We start from the raw sequence: 14,393 nt of genomic DNA on the forward strand, positions 1-14,393 counted from the left end.
CACGACCTTCATCGCTTCTCGCGCCGCCCGGCCCTCGGCGTCGTGAATCTGCCGCGGCACATGGCCGAGCCAGCTACCGCGCGCTTTTGCTACTGGTCGTCGAGGTCCGCGTCGCGGCGTGCGCCTCGTCCGGCACCGGGCCAAAGGGCCGGCTGTTCCTCCACACACGCGTAAACACCACTCCCGGCTCCGGCCCGCCATTCCTCTTCGAGGATGCTGAACACCAGGCTGTCCCGCCAGCCGTCCCGGATCCACGCCGTGTGCCGATGGTGCCCCTCGTACGTCATGCCGAGCTTCTCCAACGCGCGGGAAGATCCCCGGTTCCGGGGGTCGCACGTCGCGTGGATCCGGTGGAGTCCCCACCGGTCGAAGCCCAGCGAGAGCAGCGAGCGCCCGATCTCCGTGCCGACGCCCTGCCCCCACACCTCCGGATGCACGATGCAGGAGACCTCACCCTGGCGCTGGGTGTGGCTGCGGAGGTGCAGCACGCCCATACCGACAACGGCGTTCCCGAGGCGCGCCACGTGGGCCAGTCTCCGCAGCGGTTCGTGTGTCCAGGCTTCGGCCGCCGCCCTCACGAAATCGCGGGTCTGCTCCTCGGTGTTCGGCCCCCAGGGCTGGAACCGGCAGGCGTCGGGCCGGCCGGCCCACGAGTGGACCGCCTGCCAGTCGGTGAACACGATCCTGTGCAGAGTCACCGGTACTCGGCTCATGGGCTGATCGTCTCAGCGGGAGCCGAGCCGGTGGACGGTTTCACGGGCATCCGCTCATCGCAGGACGTCCCCGGTGGTCAGGAAGCTCGCCAGTTCACCGCGGGTCGGGAGCAGTTCGCAGTCACCGGGGACGGACACGGCGTAGGCGCCCACGGCGCAGGCTGTCCGGAGCCGTTGGACGGGGCCGGCTCCGCTCAGGCGTTCCGCCAGGTATCCGGCGACGAAGGCGTCGCCGGCCCCGACGGTGTCGACGACGGGGACGGACAGCGCCGGTTCCTCGTGGATCGCGCCGTCGATGTGGGCCGTGCAGCCCCTGGCGCCGGTCTTCACGACCGCCTCCCGCGGCCCGGACGCCGCCAGGTCCACGGCCAGACGCTCCGGAACCTCCGTCTTGGAATCGAGCACGAGTTGGGCTTCCTCGATCCCGGCGAAGACGATGTCCGCCTGCGCGACGAGCCGTCGCAGCTCGCGCCGGGCGGTGTCCGCGTCCCAGAGCTTGCTGCGGTGGTTCACGTCGATGCTGACGAGTACACCGTTCGCCTTCGCCGCGGCGACCGCGTTCCGGGCGGCCTGGCGGGCGGAGGCGCTGAGGGCGGGGGTGATGCCGGTGAGATGCAGGATCGCGGCCCGCCGGACCGCATCGACGGGGATGTCGCGGGAGGTGAGGCGGGAGCCGGCCGATCCGGCCCGGTGGTAGTCGACATGGACAACGGTGGCGGCACGGTGGTGGCGGACCATGAGGCCCGTGAAGGAGTCGTCCCGGAGCGCCATGGTGTGAATGCCTTCCGCCCTCAGGCGGCGTCCGACGAGATCTCCGGCCGCGTCGCGCCCCACCCGGCCGATCCAGGTGACCTGGGCCCCGAGGCGCGCGGCGCCGATGGCCACGTTGCTCTCGGCACCGCCGATACCGAAGGTGACATCGCGTGCGTATTCCAGGGTGCCGATCGTGGTCGCGGTGATCAGGCCCATCGTCTCGCCGAAGGTGAGCAGACCGCCGTCGTTTCGCGGTGCGGGCATGGCTGGGGAGTGTGTCACCGGGCGGCCCTGCCTTCCGAGATGGCCGTGAGGGCCTGGCGGCAGCGGCCCGCGAGGCGGTCGTCGGCGCCCTCCGTCGCCGCCGTGCCGATCAGGGGCGTGCCCAGGCCCACGGCAGCGACCCCTGCCGCGATCCATGCCGGGATGTCAGTCAGGGAGATACCCCCGGTGGGGATGAGAGGAATGCCGGGAAGCGGGCCGCGCAGGTCCGAGACGTACCGGGGCGAAACCGCCGAGGCGGGAAAGAGTTTCACGGCGGGTGCGCCTGTACCGGCGGCGGCATGGATCTCGGTGGGGGTGAGCGCGCCGGGGTAGGCGGTCACGCCCGCAGCGCGGGCCGTTCGGACGACGTCGGGCGCCGCGACGGGCGAGACGAGGAAGCGGGCACCGGCATCGACGCAGGTCTGCGCCTGGTCGGCGGTCAGGACCGTGCCCGCTCCGATGACCGCCTCCCGGCCGTAGGCGGCCGTGAGTTCACGGATGCACCGTAGGGCGCCGCGAGTGGTGAGGGTGATCTCGATCGCATGGATCCCGGCGTCGAACAGCGTGTCGGCGATCGCGGGGAAGTGCTCGGCGGTGGGGGCGCGCAGAATCGCGATCAAACCTCGGGAGCTGATCTCCGTGGTGATCTGGCATTCCGGCTGCGCGGGCGCCGGGGCGTCGGCACTGGTCATTCCGCTTGATGTCCTGTTCTGGGGTGGATGCCTGGTTTCCGGGACCGGCCCGTGTGCGGGCGATCGCGGGCTGTGTGCACTGGGGAGAGGTGCGAATCGGCAGGGGGCCGCGCTCCGCCGGGGACGGGAGCGCGCGTCCGGAAGCACCTGCTCCTCGGAGGGCGGTCGGCGGCCGACTGGCGGAGCAGGATGCGGGTTCCGCTCGTTGTACTGTGCCGGGAGGTGCCGGGCCTCCTAGTCCGAGGCCCGGCACCGTCTCGCCGCTCAGGCGTGGGTGACCTGGAGCTTGTAGATGGTTACCTGCCCGTAGTTGGAGCTGCTGCACGGGGACGAGTTGCCGCAGTTGGCCTGGGTGTAGCCGCCGGCCTTGAAGTAGTTGCCGGACGCGGTGTGCGGGATCGTGGTCTGGAGGACGCCGTTGTAGTAGACCTTGATCTGGCCGCCGCTGACGACGAACTTGCCCTCGAAGACCGTGTTCAGCTGGTAGTTGCTGGTCACCAGCTTGTGGTGGGTGTTGTCGCCCTTGGTGATGTAGAGGCTGGTGCCTTCCAGACGGAAGACGGTGACGTCGTCGTCGCCGTCGTGGATCTGCGCGCCGACGACGTGCGGCTTGTCGTTGGGCAGCTTGTTGAACGCCTCCCGGAAGGTCATGGTGTGGGTGCCGGACGTCGCCGACCAGGAGGCGTTCCTGGTTCCGTTGTCGGCCATCTCGCGCAGCTCGGCGCGTCCGTAGCTGGAGTTGGGTGTCGTGACGGCGTTGACCGCCGACCGGAACTGGACGCCGGTGCACTTGGAGTTCACGGTGAACCAGGGGCTGGACGAGAAGGTCGCGAGAGCGGGCTGCTTGACCTCGGTGGGCGAGCCGCTGGAGCCGGTCGGCAGGGTGACCTTCCAGTTGGTCAGGTTGAGCTGCTGGGCGGGGTAGTCGCACGGGGCGGCCGCGGTGGCGGTGCCCGCGGTGGTGAGCGGGAGGGTCAGGGCGGCCAGGGCGGAGAGTGCGGCCACTCCGGTGGTGGCGAGAGTGCGCTTGCGGGTGCGGCTCATGTCTGCTGCTTCCTCACTGTTGTTGTGACTCTCGGTTGTGTCGGGTGCCTTCTTCTGCAGGTCAGCAGGGACGCGACGGCTCGTACTCCATCCCGTACGTGCCCGTCGCGTCGCCGCCGGTGTTGCCGGCCAGGGTGTTTCCGCACACCCGGCCCTGCGGGGTGGCCTCGAACTTGATGCCCCCCGCAGCGTTGGAGAGGAGGACGTTGCCCTCGATGGTGTTGCCGGTACCGTCCGATGGTGTGTCGCCGCCGACCCGGACCCCGGCACCGACGTTGCCGTACGAGCGGTTGGCCCGGAACGTGTTGCCGCTGCCGCGCGCGTCCAGGCCTGCGGAGTTGGGGTCGAGCTGGCCTGTGCAGTCGTTGTGCTCGACGAGGTTCGCGGTGGAGTTCTCCTTGATGTCCACGCACTCGTTGCCCTGGGTGTCGATCCTGTTGTGGTGGATCCAGTTGTCCCGGCTGACGTCCGGCCGGTCGTCCGGGGCGCCGTTGAGCCCCTGCTGCTCGGGGGCCGTGCCCAGGTAGACGCCCTCACCGACCTTGCCGCCGTCGGCGAACCGGAAGTCCCACACCCCGCATCCGGTGATGCGGTTGTGAGCGACCTCGGCGCCGCTGACGAGGTAGCGCAGCCGTACGCACTCCTCACCGGCGTTGCGGAAGGTCATCCGGGTGATGCGCAGGCCGTCGACACCGTCTCCCGGTGTCAGGCTCATGACATACAGGAGCTTCTTGCGGTAGCCGGACTTCTCGTCGGCGTCACCGACCAGGCCGTCGATGGTGAACCCCGTCAGCCGGACGCGGTCGTGCTGGATCTCCCCGATGGCACGGCCCTGACCGGATCCCTGGACCACGGCGGACGGGGGCCCGGTGAGGGTGACCCCGGGGCTCCGGCTGACGAAGTCCTGCAGGTAGCGTCCCGGTGCCAGGTGCACGGTCGATCCGGGTCCGGCCACGTCCAGCGCCCGCTGGATGCCGGCGAAGGGAGCCCGGCGGGTGCCGGGGTTGGTGTCGCTGCCGCCCGGTGACACGTAGATGTCGTGTCCGCCCCGGGGTGCGGCGGCGGACGCCGCGGGCACGGAAGTCCCGGTCACGGCTAACAGGGCGGCCGCAGAAGCGAAGTACCGGATGAGTCTCATGCTGGTTTCCTCGGGTTCAGAGGTGCGTACAGGGACAGAGCCAGGAGGAGGGGAACGGTGGGCCCGAGCAGCAGGGGGCCGAGAGGAACGGGCAGCATCGCCGGCGGCACGAGCAGCAGGGCGAGCAGCAGAACCAGGCCGCGTCGCGGCGAGGCGAAGGCGAGGACGGCCGCGCGGCGGCGGAGCCCGTCCTCGGTACCGACCGCGAGCGAAGCGGCGAGTGAGAGCGTGTAGACCGCCAGGGCGGCCAGCAGGGCGAACTGGACGGGAAGCAGGACCCATGCCGTCGCACTTGCGCGGCCCAGCAGGAAGAGGCAGTTCGTCGCCAGGACGGCGATCAGGGCGCTGGCTGCGAGGGCGTCCTTCCACAGGGCGCGCCAGCAGTGCGGAAAGGCACGCAGGGTCCCGGTGAACGGCCTGCCACCGCCGTCCCTGCGCCAGTCCTGCAACGCGACTGCCGCGGCGGCCAGGGCCGGAAGCCAAGTGACGACGCCGAGTGCCAGCAGGCAGAACGCCGCTCCCGCTAGTGCCGGCTGTGCGACGAACTCCATGGCGCGCAGTGCACCTCGCTCCCAGCCCTTCATGGTCTGCTCCCTACGCGCCGGTGGTCTCGGTGGGCACTACGCCGGTGAACGGTTCGCCGGACCGGATCCCCTCGGCGCCGTCGATGGCGACACGGCGAGCCCGTACGACGGCGACCCGCGTGCCGGAGAGGATGACCGCGGCAGCGTCGGCGCTGACGCGTTCCGTCTCGATGACCCCCGCCCGGGGAGCGAGGAGGACCAGTTCCGTCTCGTCCCCCTGGCCGACGGACACCGCGTGCCCCTGGTCCGAGGCCAGGAGCACGGCCGGCTCCGGCCGCGGGTCCAGCGACCCCGTGCTGTCGAGGACGGTCAGGAAGGAGGCCGTGCGGGTCCTGGGTGTGGTGAGGCGCAGGGTGTGCATGGTCTTGCTGACCTTGAGGCTGGGGGTGCTGGAGGTCGGGTTCGCCTCTACTTCGGTGCGGTGACGCGTGGCCGTCGCGTCCGTGGGCAGCAGCCGGGTGAGCCGTGCGCTCGCGGGCCCGGACTCCAGTCGCCAGCCATCGGGGTCCAGTTGTGTCGTGGGCCAGTCGGAGTGCAGCAGATACGTCCACTCGCGTGGTGCCTCGGCCTCAAGCTCGTCCAGGATGACCACGCGCCCCAGAGGCGTCACCACCAGCGTGCGGTCGACGCGCCGCACACCGAGCCGTTCGGGGAACATCGCCGCGGACTCCGCCGTGGCGTGGGCGAATCCGTCCTGGGCGAGCACGTCGCGTACACGCGCCCGGCGCTCCTCGGGTATCCCCTCGTACACGTGGTAGCGGCCCTCGTCCGCCCAGCCCTGTCCGTCGACCAGGACCAGGTTGTGGTGGGCTGCGCGCTTGTGGTTGCTGTAGCCCTCGTCCACGGCGAGGAAGGCTCCGTGCGAGTGGAGGACGAAGGCGCCCGCGTCGGGGTGGTGGTGGCCCGCGCTCATGGCGTCCCATCCGCCGACGGCCTTCAGCCGGTGCCCCTCGTCCCAGGCGCGGTGGCCGCCGCCGGGCGCGGCCTTGAAGCTGACGCAGGTGGCCGCGCTGTCCCAGCCGGTGCGAGCGGTGATCTGTCCCAGGTCCGGGAAGTACGCCGTGCCTGGCTCACGGTCCGGTGCCACGGGTGTCACCCGCGGGTCGTACCAGAGCAGTTCGAGAAAGGCTTCGGGCATGACACCGGGACGTACACCCGACTCGTACGCCTCGCGCCAGAAGTGGCGCTCCGCGACGAGGTTCCCCAGCCACTGCGCCGTACCGTCCTGGTAGGCGGAGGCCAGACGGTAGTAGAGGGCGACGCTGTGGCCGCTGCGCCGGTCGTGGCAGTCGCCGTGGTCGATGTTCTCCTCGAAACCCGGCGCGCTCTGGTGCAGGCGCCAGCGCGTGGTGTTACGCAGAAAGCCGCCGGCCGACCACAGATGTGCCCGCTCCTGGTGCTGGACGAGGTCGGTGTGGATGGCGAGCCACGGCACTCCGTACCGCCAGTAGACGACGCCCTCGGCGTCCGAACCGTCCTCGGGGAGCATCCTGAGGACGGTCTCCAGGTTGGCCCGGGCGGCCTTGCTCCACTCGGAGCGGCCCAGGGCGTACCCCGCGGTGGCGATGCCGGTCCAGCAGATCCAGTTGTGGTTCTGCCAGTACGCACTCGACCACCAGCGGCCGGTGGTCTCCTCCGCGAAGGAGTGCAGCCGCTCGCCCTGAAGTTCCAGCTTGGCGCGCAGGATCTCACGCCGCTCCGGCTCCAGGTCCTCTCCCAGCCAGGAGTACGCGAGGGAGAGGCCGTGCAGCAGCCAGCCCGCGTCCAGGTCGTGGTCGGGCATGTGGGCGCGCCCCCAGTGGGGGAAGGCCACACAGGTGGAGATCCAGCGCCACGCCTCTTCCAGATACCCGCGCTGGCCCGTGAGCCGGTAGGCGAGCGCCAGGTTCGCGGCGGCGGGGCCGAAGTAGGTGATGCTCGCCTCGGGGTGCTCCGTGGGCGGGTTCTGGCGGCGGTACCAGTCGCACTGCTCGTGCAGCCTTCGCCACTGCGCGGCGTGCGTGCCGTTCAGCTCGCCGCGCAGTGAGGCGAGTCGTCCCTCGAGAAGCAGCATGCGTTCTCACGCTCCGATGGGATGGGTGGCGACGGTTCCGTCGGCCAGATCGATGTGGACGGTCTGTTCGGACAGGCTCACCCGGCGGACGGGTGGCGCCGTCTCGGCGGACTGGTAGACGGACACGAACACGGCGCGTCGGCCAGTGAGGGACCAGTCGACGCCCTGCCTGGTCCGCGCCGGATCGTCGGCGGGCCCGGGGTGGGCGACGACGGTGAACTCCGCCTGTGGACGCGAGGCGTGGCAGCCCGTCAGGACGGCGGACTCGCCGTCGTCCCAGACCGTGCGAGCCCGGTCGGGGCCCTGGGCCACGACGTCGAGATCGGTGCCCGGACGCAGCTGGGCGGTGAGCCGGCGCTCGGTGGCGGCCTCGAGGACGAGGATGTCGAGCAGGTAGCGCCGGTCGGTGACGACGCGCCGTGTCGCCGTGACGCCGTCGTACGCCTGCTCGCACCGTCCGGTGTCGCCGTCGAGGACGGCGTCGCAGGGGCGCTGTTCCGTCTCGTCGACCCGGAAGGTGGGGTGGGCCGCCGTGCTCGCGTAGTACGCGCGCAGGTTCCGGTGGGCGTACGGGACCTGTCCGGGATCCGGTTGCCAGGCGGTGCCGTCGTCCCCGTACAGGTAGAGCGCAAGTTTGTCCTGATGTCCGTGCCCTCCGCCGTGCGGTCCGGCGTCCAGCAAGGCGTGGACGCCCGCGGAGCGGAAGACCGCGAACCCGGCGTCGGGGAAGGCGTGCCGCGGCGGCGGCGCGGGGAGCGGGACGCCTGCGAACCACCCGTCGAGGTCCGCGGGGAGTGCAGCGGTCGAGTCGCGTTCGGCTGCCTGGGCGACGGCCTTCAGCGGGGCGTCCGCGAACAGCTGGGCGGCGAGCGCCGCCACCTCCCTGATCTCGGCCGCCTGTGCCTCGCGCCGGTAGGGGCCGTCGTGCAGGGCCGGCAGGGTGCCGTCCGGAGCGGCGATGCCCCCGAGCGCCGAGACCATCGCGCCCAGTACGTCCGCGATGTCGTCGGGCAGCTGCTCCGGGCGGGCGCCACGCAGCGCGAGCAGATAGGCGTGCAGGACGAACAGGTGGTAGTAGGTGCTTGCCTCCCACTCCCAGCCGTCCCGGTGGACCGCTGTCCGCATGTGGGCGGCGAGACCGTACTCCTGTGCGAGACCGATCACGTCGGGCTCCGCTCCGGTGATCAGTTCGGCCGCGCAGCGGCAGGAGATCTCCGCGGCGGCCAGCCAGGCGGTGTAGTTCGAACGGGCCTCTCCCTTCCGCAGGAGCTCGGCCCGCGCTGTTCCCGCCGCTTCCCGGAGCGATTCGAGGAAGGGGACGAAGCCATCCAGCCCGGGGCCGTCGGGGTCCGCCGCCAGCGTGCGTACTGCGTGGGCGACGTTGACGGCCCAGATGGCCTCGGTCAGCGCCTGGTGGAAGAGGCGTCCGCGCAGCATCCAGTCGTCGCCGCCCGTGTGCGTGCCTGGCAGACCGGCGTAGAGCTCCGCGTACTGGCGCAGCACCGCCACGGCCTCGCGGCGTTCGTCGGGCGGGCCGGCTGCCAGGTGCCGCAGGCACCGGGCGATCTCCTGATGCGCCAGTACGGTCCACGCACCCCGTATGGCGTCCGTGTCCAGACGGCAGCCGTACCGGCAGGCGGCCCCGCCGACGGGGAAGGCACCGCCGAGCAGGTCGCCGTGGTCGAGCTCCACGCCGTGTGTCGGGCAGACGTAGGCGTGCCACCACCCGCCGGGCTCCGACGGGACAGTCAGCGCGGCCATGCGCCGCCGCCGATGTCGAAGGTGGCGCCGGTCACGTATCCGGCCTCGTCCGAGGCCAGGTAGACGGCCGTGCCCGCGACGTCCTCCACAGTGCCCGCGCGGCCGATGGGCAGCTTCTCCACGATGCCGCGGCGGGCCTCGGGCGCGGTGAACGTGCCGTGGAAGGAGGTGTCGCCGATGTAGCCGGGAGCGAGGCAGTTGACCGTCACCCCGGAGCCGCCGACCTCCTTGGCCAGCCCCTTGGCGAAGCCGACCACTCCGGCCTTGGCCGCCGCGTAGGCGGTCGCGCCGGGACCGCCGCCGTCGTGGGCCGCCTGCGAGGCCATCAGGATGATCCGTCCCGCGCGCCCGGCGTCCCGCACGTGCGGCAGAGCGGCCCGGCAGGTGCGGAAGGCGGAGACGAGATTGACGTCGATCACGCTGCGGAAGTGTTCCTCGGTCATGTCGGAGACGGGAACCCGTCCGACCAGATGCCCGGCGTTGGCGACGACGACGTCGAGACCACCGAGGAAGGCGACGCTCTCGTCGACCAGGCGCTCGACGTCGCTCGCGCCCGTGACGTCCGCGGCGACGGCGGTGGCCTTGCGTCCGAGCGCGCTGATGTCGGTGACGACGCGCTGAGCCGCGTCGGCGGAGTGACCGTGGTGAACGATCACGTCGGCGCCCGCCCGGGCCAGCCCGAGCGCGATGGCCGCGCCGATGCCGTGCCCGGCGCCGGTGACGAGCGCACGGCGCCCCGTGAGGTCAAAAGGCATGAGGAGTTCTCCGGTCGGTATGTCGGATCTGATATGTCGCGTTGAGCAAGGGGCCTATTTGATGCCGGAGTTGGCGAAGCCCTGTACGAAGTACCGCTGGGCGAGCAGGAACAGCGCCACCATCGGGACCGTGGCGAGCGTCGTGCCGGCCATCATGTAGGCCCAGGCGTTCTGGTCGGCCTGCTGGAAGGCGGAGAGTCCCACCTGGATGACGCGCAGGTCGGTGTCGGTCGTGATGATCAGCGGCCACAGGAAGTTGTTCCAGCTGCTCTCGAAGGTGAGCAGGCCGACGGTGGCGATGGCCGGCTTGACCAGGGGTGTCATCACCCGCGCGTAGATGCCGAACTCCCCCATGCCGTCGATGCGGGCGGCCTCCTCCAGCTCGCGTGGCAAGGAGAGGTAGAACTGCCGGAAGAGGAAGATGGCGAAAGGCGTGAGCGCGCCGGGAATGATGAGACCCCACCACGAGTCGAGCCAGCCGTGGCCGCCCCTGCCCAGATAGTCGTTGCCGCCGAAGAACGGGATGCCCTTGGCTATCAGGTACTGGGGCACGATCTTGGTGTAGGTCGGAATCATCATCGTGGCCAGGACACCCATGAAGATCACGGTGCTGCCCCGGAACGGGATACGGGCCAGGGCGTATCCGGCCATGGAGGCCAGCGCCAGGTTGAGCGTCGTGTGCCCGAGCGAGATGAACAGGCTGTTGCGGAAGTAGGTGCCGAAGGGGGCGTACTCCAGGGCTTCCGGGTAGTTGTCCCAGTCCCAGATCCGGGGCAGCAGCCCCGGGGGGTAGGAGGCGAGGTCGGGGTCGGTCTTGAGCGAGGTGATGATCATCCACAGAAAGGGGACGGCCATCGCCAACGACACCGTGCCGAGCACCAGGTGCAGCGCCACGCGTCGCAGTCGCCGGGCGAGCAGGGGTCTGCTCGCACGCGGGGTCACCGCGGTCGCGGTGCCGGCGGAGAGCTTCTCAGCGGACATCGTCTTCCTTCCCGGTGAGACGTCGGCTGATCAGCATGAGCACCAGCAGGAAGGCGAACAGCACCACGCTTTGCGCGCAGGCCGCACCCATGTTGAACTCCTTGAACGCCGTGCGGTAGATCTCGTACGTCATGACCGTCGTCGAGTTGCCGGGCCCTCCGTCGGGCGTCAGCACGTACAGCTGGTCGAACGCCTGGAAGGAGTCGATGATCGACACCACCAGGACGAAGAACGTCGCCGGTTTCAGTAGCGGCAGGGTGATGGAGAAGAACTGCCGCACCGGAGAGGCGCCGTCGATCCTCGCCGCCTCGTACACGTCGTCCGGCATGGCCTGCAGGGCGGCCAGGTAGATGAGCATCTTGATGCCGATGCCCTTCCAGATGCTCACCACGATCACGGCGGTCAGCGCCCAGTCAGGGTCGGCCAGCCACACCGGCCCGTCGATGCCGACCCAGCCGAGCATCGTGTTCACGACACCGAGCCGGGGTTCGAACATCCACATCCACACCAGGGCGATCGCCACGGTCGCGGTGACGTGGGGCATGAAGACCGCCGTCCGGTACCAGGCCGCCCCCCGCATCTTCACGTTGAGCAGGAGTGCCAGGACGACCGCGATCGCCATGGCCACCGGCACGGTGAAGAAGGTGAAGACGACCGTGTGCCAGATGGACGCGTTCCAGGTCGGGTCGCTGAAGATCTCCTGGAAGTTGTCCAGACCGTTGAAGGTGACTGTGCCCGCGAGGATGTCGTAGTCGGTGAACGCCAGGGCGAAGGTCGCCACTACCGGGATGCCGATCCACCACACGAGATGGATGACCGAGGGCGCCAGCAGAAGGAGGGCTACCCGGCGTCGTTCACGCCCGAACTTCCCCTCGCGCCGGGGCCTTTCACCGCGCTGCGTCGCTCCCGGCACTCTGGTGGATCGATGCACCGGGGCCGGGCGTCGACTTGCCGTCTCTACGACCGGATGGCTGGGCACCAGGGTCACGCCCCCTTGGCGATGATGGCCTCGGCCTTCTCGGCCAGCCCCCGCAGGGCGTCGGCCGGGCTGGACTTGCCGAGCAGGGCGCTCTCCAGAGCCGGCTTGAACTCCTCACGGATCTCCAGCCAGGTCGGCACCCCGCCCTCGGAGAAGGCGTGGTCCAGGTTGTCCACCGCGAACGAGACGAGCTTGTTGTTCCGCACGTAGTCGGAGTCCGCCGCGCTGAGGACGGCGGGGATGTTGCCGCGCTGCTCGGCCGCCTGCGGCGACACCTTCTCCCCCGACAGGAACTCCACCAGGGCCTTGGCCTGCTCGGGGTACCGCGTCTTCGCCGACAAGGTGGCCAGCGTGCCGCCCTGGAACAGCGCCGGACGCTGCTGGTTCAGCATGAAACCGGCGATCTTGTCCTCGGCGATCAGCTCCGGGGCGCTCTCGGACACCTGCCGCCACATGTCGTTGTGTCCGACCATCATCGCCGCCCGGCCCTGGACGAGAGGCGCGACGACCGCCCCCTTCTGGGTGAAGCCGTAGTCCTCGATCTTCTCCGTGCGGATGATGTCGACCATCCACTGGAGGGCGTCCACGGCCTCGTCCGAGTCGAAGGCCGGCTTGCCCTCGGCGAACAGGTCGGCGCCGTGCGCCCACATGACGGGAAGATAGGTCTGACGCAGGTCGTTGCTGAGGATGTCCACGCCGGCCCGTATCAGCTTGCCGCCCTCGCGGACGGTCAGCTCCTTGCCCATCTCCTTCAGCTCGGTCAGGTCCTTCGGCGGTGCGTCGATTCCCGCCTCGGCCAGGATGTCCTTGCGGTAGATGCCCATCCGGGTGTCGAGCAGGATGGGGCGGGCGTATGTCCTGCCTTCGTAGATCCCGGGCTGCACCACACGCGGGTTGTACAGGCGGTCCAGCTCGGACTGGCTCGTCCCGAGATCGGCGAGCACGCCCTTCTCGACGAAGGGCGGGATCCAGCCCACACCCATCAGCATGACGTCGTAGGGCTGTCCCCCCACGATCGACGTGGCGAGCTTCTCGTTGAGCTTTCCGTACTCCGTGTAGTCCACCTGGACCCTGACACCCGGGTGGTCCTTCTTGAAGTCCGCGAGCAGCGAGGTGAGCAGCTTCTGTCCGTCCGCCCGGTCGAAGATCGGGGTGAGCAGCCGCAGAGAGGCGTCACCGCCTCCCTTCTCCTGAGGTGCGGGACCGCCGCACGCGGACAGTGCGGCGCCTGCCGCTGCGGCGGCACCCAGTCCGAGGAGTCTTCTTCTGGAGAGGGGCGACGTACGTGGGCGCATAGGAGACTCCCGGCTGAGAGGTACGTACTGAGCGGGTGACGAACTTGCGTTTTGAGTAGTGCATCGATTTACTGGTGTTTCGATGCACGAGACTAGGAACGGCAGTACGGGCTGTCAACACAGCGGAAACATTTGGTTTCCGATTCATAGGGAGTGGGTCAGTGGCCGGGGTAACGATCTACCAGGTGGCACAGGAAGCGGGGGTCTCCCCGAGCACGGTCTCCAACCTGCTCAACGGCCGGACCGGCAAGATGCTGCCCGAGACACGGTCCCGGGTGGAGTCGGCGATCCGGCGCCTCGGCTACCGCCCCAACCGCGCCGCCCAGCAGCTGCGCACCGGACGGATCCAGATGCTCGGCCTCATCGTGCCGTCCGTGGCCAATCCGTTCTGGGGCACGTTCGCCCGGCATCTCGAAGCGGCGGCGCTGGCGGAGGGCTTCTACATGCTCCTGTGCAACAGCGAGCGAGACCCGGAGCGGGAGCGTCGCTATGTGGAGGAACTCTGGGGCGACGGCATCGGCGGGGTCGTCCTGTGCTCGTCCCTTCCCTCACTCGACCACGTGAAGCCCACCGTCGAGGCCGGACTGGGACTCGTGGCCTTCGACCGCACCGCCCAGCCCGGTGATCCGCACCGCGCGGTGAACATCGGGACCGACAACGTTCTCGGCATGCGCCTGGCGACAGAGCACCTGCTGGCTCTGGGGCACACGCGCCTGGCCTTCGTGTCGGGCTCGATCGGGAGTGTCAACCGGGCCGAGCGCTACAGCGGTTTCCGGCAGGCCCTCGACGCCGCCGGTCTCCCCCGGTCGGCCGGCCTCGTGTGGTCGGGAGCCGACACGGTCGACTTCGACGACCGGGACGCCGCCGAACTCGGACGTGTCGCCGCACTGGAGATCCTCTCTGCGCCCCGGCCGCCGACCGCGATCGTCGCCATCAACGACGTGTGCGCGCTCGGCGTCGTCGCGGGCGCCAGGGAGGCGGGCCTGGTGGTCGGCCGCGACGTCTCCGTGACCGGCTACGACGACATCATGCTCGCGGGCATGGCCATGCCCGCGCTCACGACGGTGCGGCAGCCGGTGGAGGAGATGGCGGCCACCGCGTTCGCCAGGTTGCGCCAGGTCATGGACGGTGACGGCGGGGAGACCGGCCAGTCCATCCTGCACCGGCCGACCCTGGTGGTCCGCGACTCGACCTCGGCGCCCGCGACGTCCCCGGTCACGTAGCCGGACCGCTTCTTCTCGCCAACCCGGACCTGAGGCTCTTCACCACCGCTCCCGCGCAAGCGACCGGCACGCCCCTCGCGCCGGGCGCCGACGCACTGACGCGCTGACGCCGCGGGCGTGGCCGCCGGGGCGAACCGCCCGCCCCGATGGCGCCGGAG

General features: G+C 70.1%; 13 protein-coding genes. 1 reads left to right on the forward strand and 12 read right to left on the reverse strand.

What is annotated here, in order from left to right; genetic code table 11:
- Positions 1–89: 89 nt before the first annotated feature.
- The 12 genes from C593_RS0114835 to C593_RS0114890 all read right to left on the reverse strand — a co-directional run bounded on the left by C593_RS0114835 (position 90) and on the right by C593_RS0114890 (position 13,012).
- Positions 90–713 (reverse strand): GNAT family N-acetyltransferase, encoded by a 624-nt coding sequence (locus C593_RS0114835; RefSeq protein ID WP_051093687.1) that lies wholly within the window; start codon positions 711–713, stop codon positions 90–92.
- A 54-nt stretch (positions 714–767) separates the two neighbouring features.
- Positions 768–1,730: a sugar kinase gene (locus C593_RS0114840; protein WP_018848086.1), complete on the reverse strand. Its 963-nt coding sequence runs from the start codon at positions 1,728–1,730 to the stop codon at positions 768–770.
- Between the two features lie 14 nt (positions 1,731–1,744).
- Positions 1,745–2,422 (reverse strand): bifunctional 4-hydroxy-2-oxoglutarate aldolase/2-dehydro-3-deoxy-phosphogluconate aldolase, encoded by a 678-nt coding sequence (locus C593_RS0114845; RefSeq protein WP_018848087.1) that lies wholly within the window; start codon positions 2,420–2,422, stop codon positions 1,745–1,747.
- 264 nt (positions 2,423–2,686) lie between these two features.
- The gene (locus tag C593_RS0114850) at positions 2,687–3,466 is read right to left on the reverse strand and encodes a polysaccharide lyase family 7 protein (protein ID WP_018848088.1); all 780 of its coding nucleotides are present in this window, start codon (positions 3,464–3,466) and stop codon (positions 2,687–2,689) included.
- Between the two features lie 61 nt (positions 3,467–3,527).
- Positions 3,528–4,604, reverse strand: coding sequence for a DUF1565 domain-containing protein (locus C593_RS0114855; RefSeq protein WP_026277703.1), 1,077 nt, complete (start codon positions 4,602–4,604; stop codon positions 3,528–3,530).
- A complete protein-coding gene (locus C593_RS0114860; RefSeq protein WP_018848090.1) occupies positions 4,601–5,188 on the reverse strand; it encodes a hypothetical protein in 588 nt (195 codons plus the stop codon). The genes C593_RS0114855 and C593_RS0114860 overlap by 4 nt, the downstream gene beginning before the upstream one ends.
- Before the next feature lie 10 nt (positions 5,189–5,198).
- Positions 5,199–7,241, reverse strand: coding sequence for a heparinase II/III domain-containing protein (locus C593_RS0114865; RefSeq protein WP_018848091.1), 2,043 nt, complete (start codon positions 7,239–7,241; stop codon positions 5,199–5,201).
- Between the two features lie 6 nt (positions 7,242–7,247).
- Positions 7,248–9,002, reverse strand: a complete 1,755-nt coding sequence (locus C593_RS0114870; RefSeq protein WP_018848092.1) for a heparinase II/III domain-containing protein — start codon at positions 9,000–9,002, stop codon at positions 7,248–7,250.
- Complete coding sequence (locus tag C593_RS0114875) at positions 8,990–9,757, reverse strand: SDR family oxidoreductase (RefSeq protein WP_018848093.1); 768 nt, start codon at positions 9,755–9,757, stop codon at positions 8,990–8,992. The genes C593_RS0114870 and C593_RS0114875 overlap by 13 nt, the downstream gene beginning before the upstream one ends.
- Before the next feature lie 54 nt (positions 9,758–9,811).
- Positions 9,812–10,738 (reverse strand): carbohydrate ABC transporter permease, encoded by a 927-nt coding sequence (locus tag C593_RS0114880; RefSeq protein ID WP_018848094.1) that lies wholly within the window; start codon positions 10,736–10,738, stop codon positions 9,812–9,814.
- Positions 10,728–11,519 (reverse strand): carbohydrate ABC transporter permease, encoded by a 792-nt coding sequence (locus C593_RS29740; protein WP_018848095.1) that lies wholly within the window; start codon positions 11,517–11,519, stop codon positions 10,728–10,730. Before C593_RS29740 ends, C593_RS0114880 begins: the two co-directional genes overlap by 11 nt.
- A gap of 203 nt (positions 11,520–11,722) precedes the next feature.
- Positions 11,723–13,012 (reverse strand): ABC transporter substrate-binding protein, encoded by a 1,290-nt coding sequence (locus C593_RS0114890; RefSeq protein WP_018848096.1) that lies wholly within the window; start codon positions 13,010–13,012, stop codon positions 11,723–11,725.
- A 185-nt stretch (positions 13,013–13,197) separates the two neighbouring features.
- Here C593_RS0114890 and C593_RS0114895 point away from each other — a divergent pair, with 185 nt between their 5' ends.
- Positions 13,198–14,235, forward strand: coding sequence for a substrate-binding domain-containing protein (locus tag C593_RS0114895; protein WP_020610317.1), 1,038 nt, complete (start codon positions 13,198–13,200; stop codon positions 14,233–14,235).
- The last annotated feature ends 158 nt before the right edge of the window (positions 14,236–14,393 follow it).

It is taken from the genome of Streptomyces sp. CNT372, from assembly GCF_000377145.1.

Excerpts from the sequence above, each read along its gene's own strand:
- C593_RS0114840 (WP_018848086.1), bottom strand. The coding sequence starts at position 1,730 with ATGCCCGCACCGCGAAACGACGGCGGTCTGCTCACCTTCGGCGAGACG.
- C593_RS0114855 (WP_026277703.1), bottom strand. The coding sequence starts at position 4,604 with ATGAGACTCATCCGGTACTTCGCTTCTGCGGCCGCCCTGTTAGCCGTG.
- C593_RS0114890 (WP_018848096.1), bottom strand. The coding sequence starts at position 13,012 with ATGCGCCCACGTACGTCGCCCCTCTCCAGAAGAAGACTCCTCGGACTG.
- C593_RS0114835 (WP_051093687.1), bottom strand. The coding sequence starts at position 713 with ATGAGCCGAGTACCGGTGACTCTGCACAGGATCGTGTTCACCGACTGG.
- C593_RS0114865 (WP_018848091.1), bottom strand. The coding sequence starts at position 7,241 with ATGCTGCTTCTCGAGGGACGACTCGCCTCACTGCGCGGCGAGCTGAAC.
- C593_RS0114850 (WP_018848088.1), bottom strand. The coding sequence starts at position 3,466 with ATGAGCCGCACCCGCAAGCGCACTCTCGCCACCACCGGAGTGGCCGCA.
- C593_RS0114880 (WP_018848094.1), bottom strand. The coding sequence starts at position 10,738 with ATGTCCGCTGAGAAGCTCTCCGCCGGCACCGCGACCGCGGTGACCCCG.
- C593_RS0114870 (WP_018848092.1), bottom strand. The coding sequence starts at position 9,002 with ATGGCCGCGCTGACTGTCCCGTCGGAGCCCGGCGGGTGGTGGCACGCC.
- C593_RS0114860 (WP_018848090.1), bottom strand. The coding sequence starts at position 5,188 with ATGAAGGGCTGGGAGCGAGGTGCACTGCGCGCCATGGAGTTCGTCGCA.
- C593_RS0114845 (WP_018848087.1), bottom strand. The coding sequence starts at position 2,422 with ATGACCAGTGCCGACGCCCCGGCGCCCGCGCAGCCGGAATGCCAGATC.
- C593_RS0114875 (WP_018848093.1), bottom strand. The coding sequence starts at position 9,757 with ATGCCTTTTGACCTCACGGGGCGCCGTGCGCTCGTCACCGGCGCCGGG.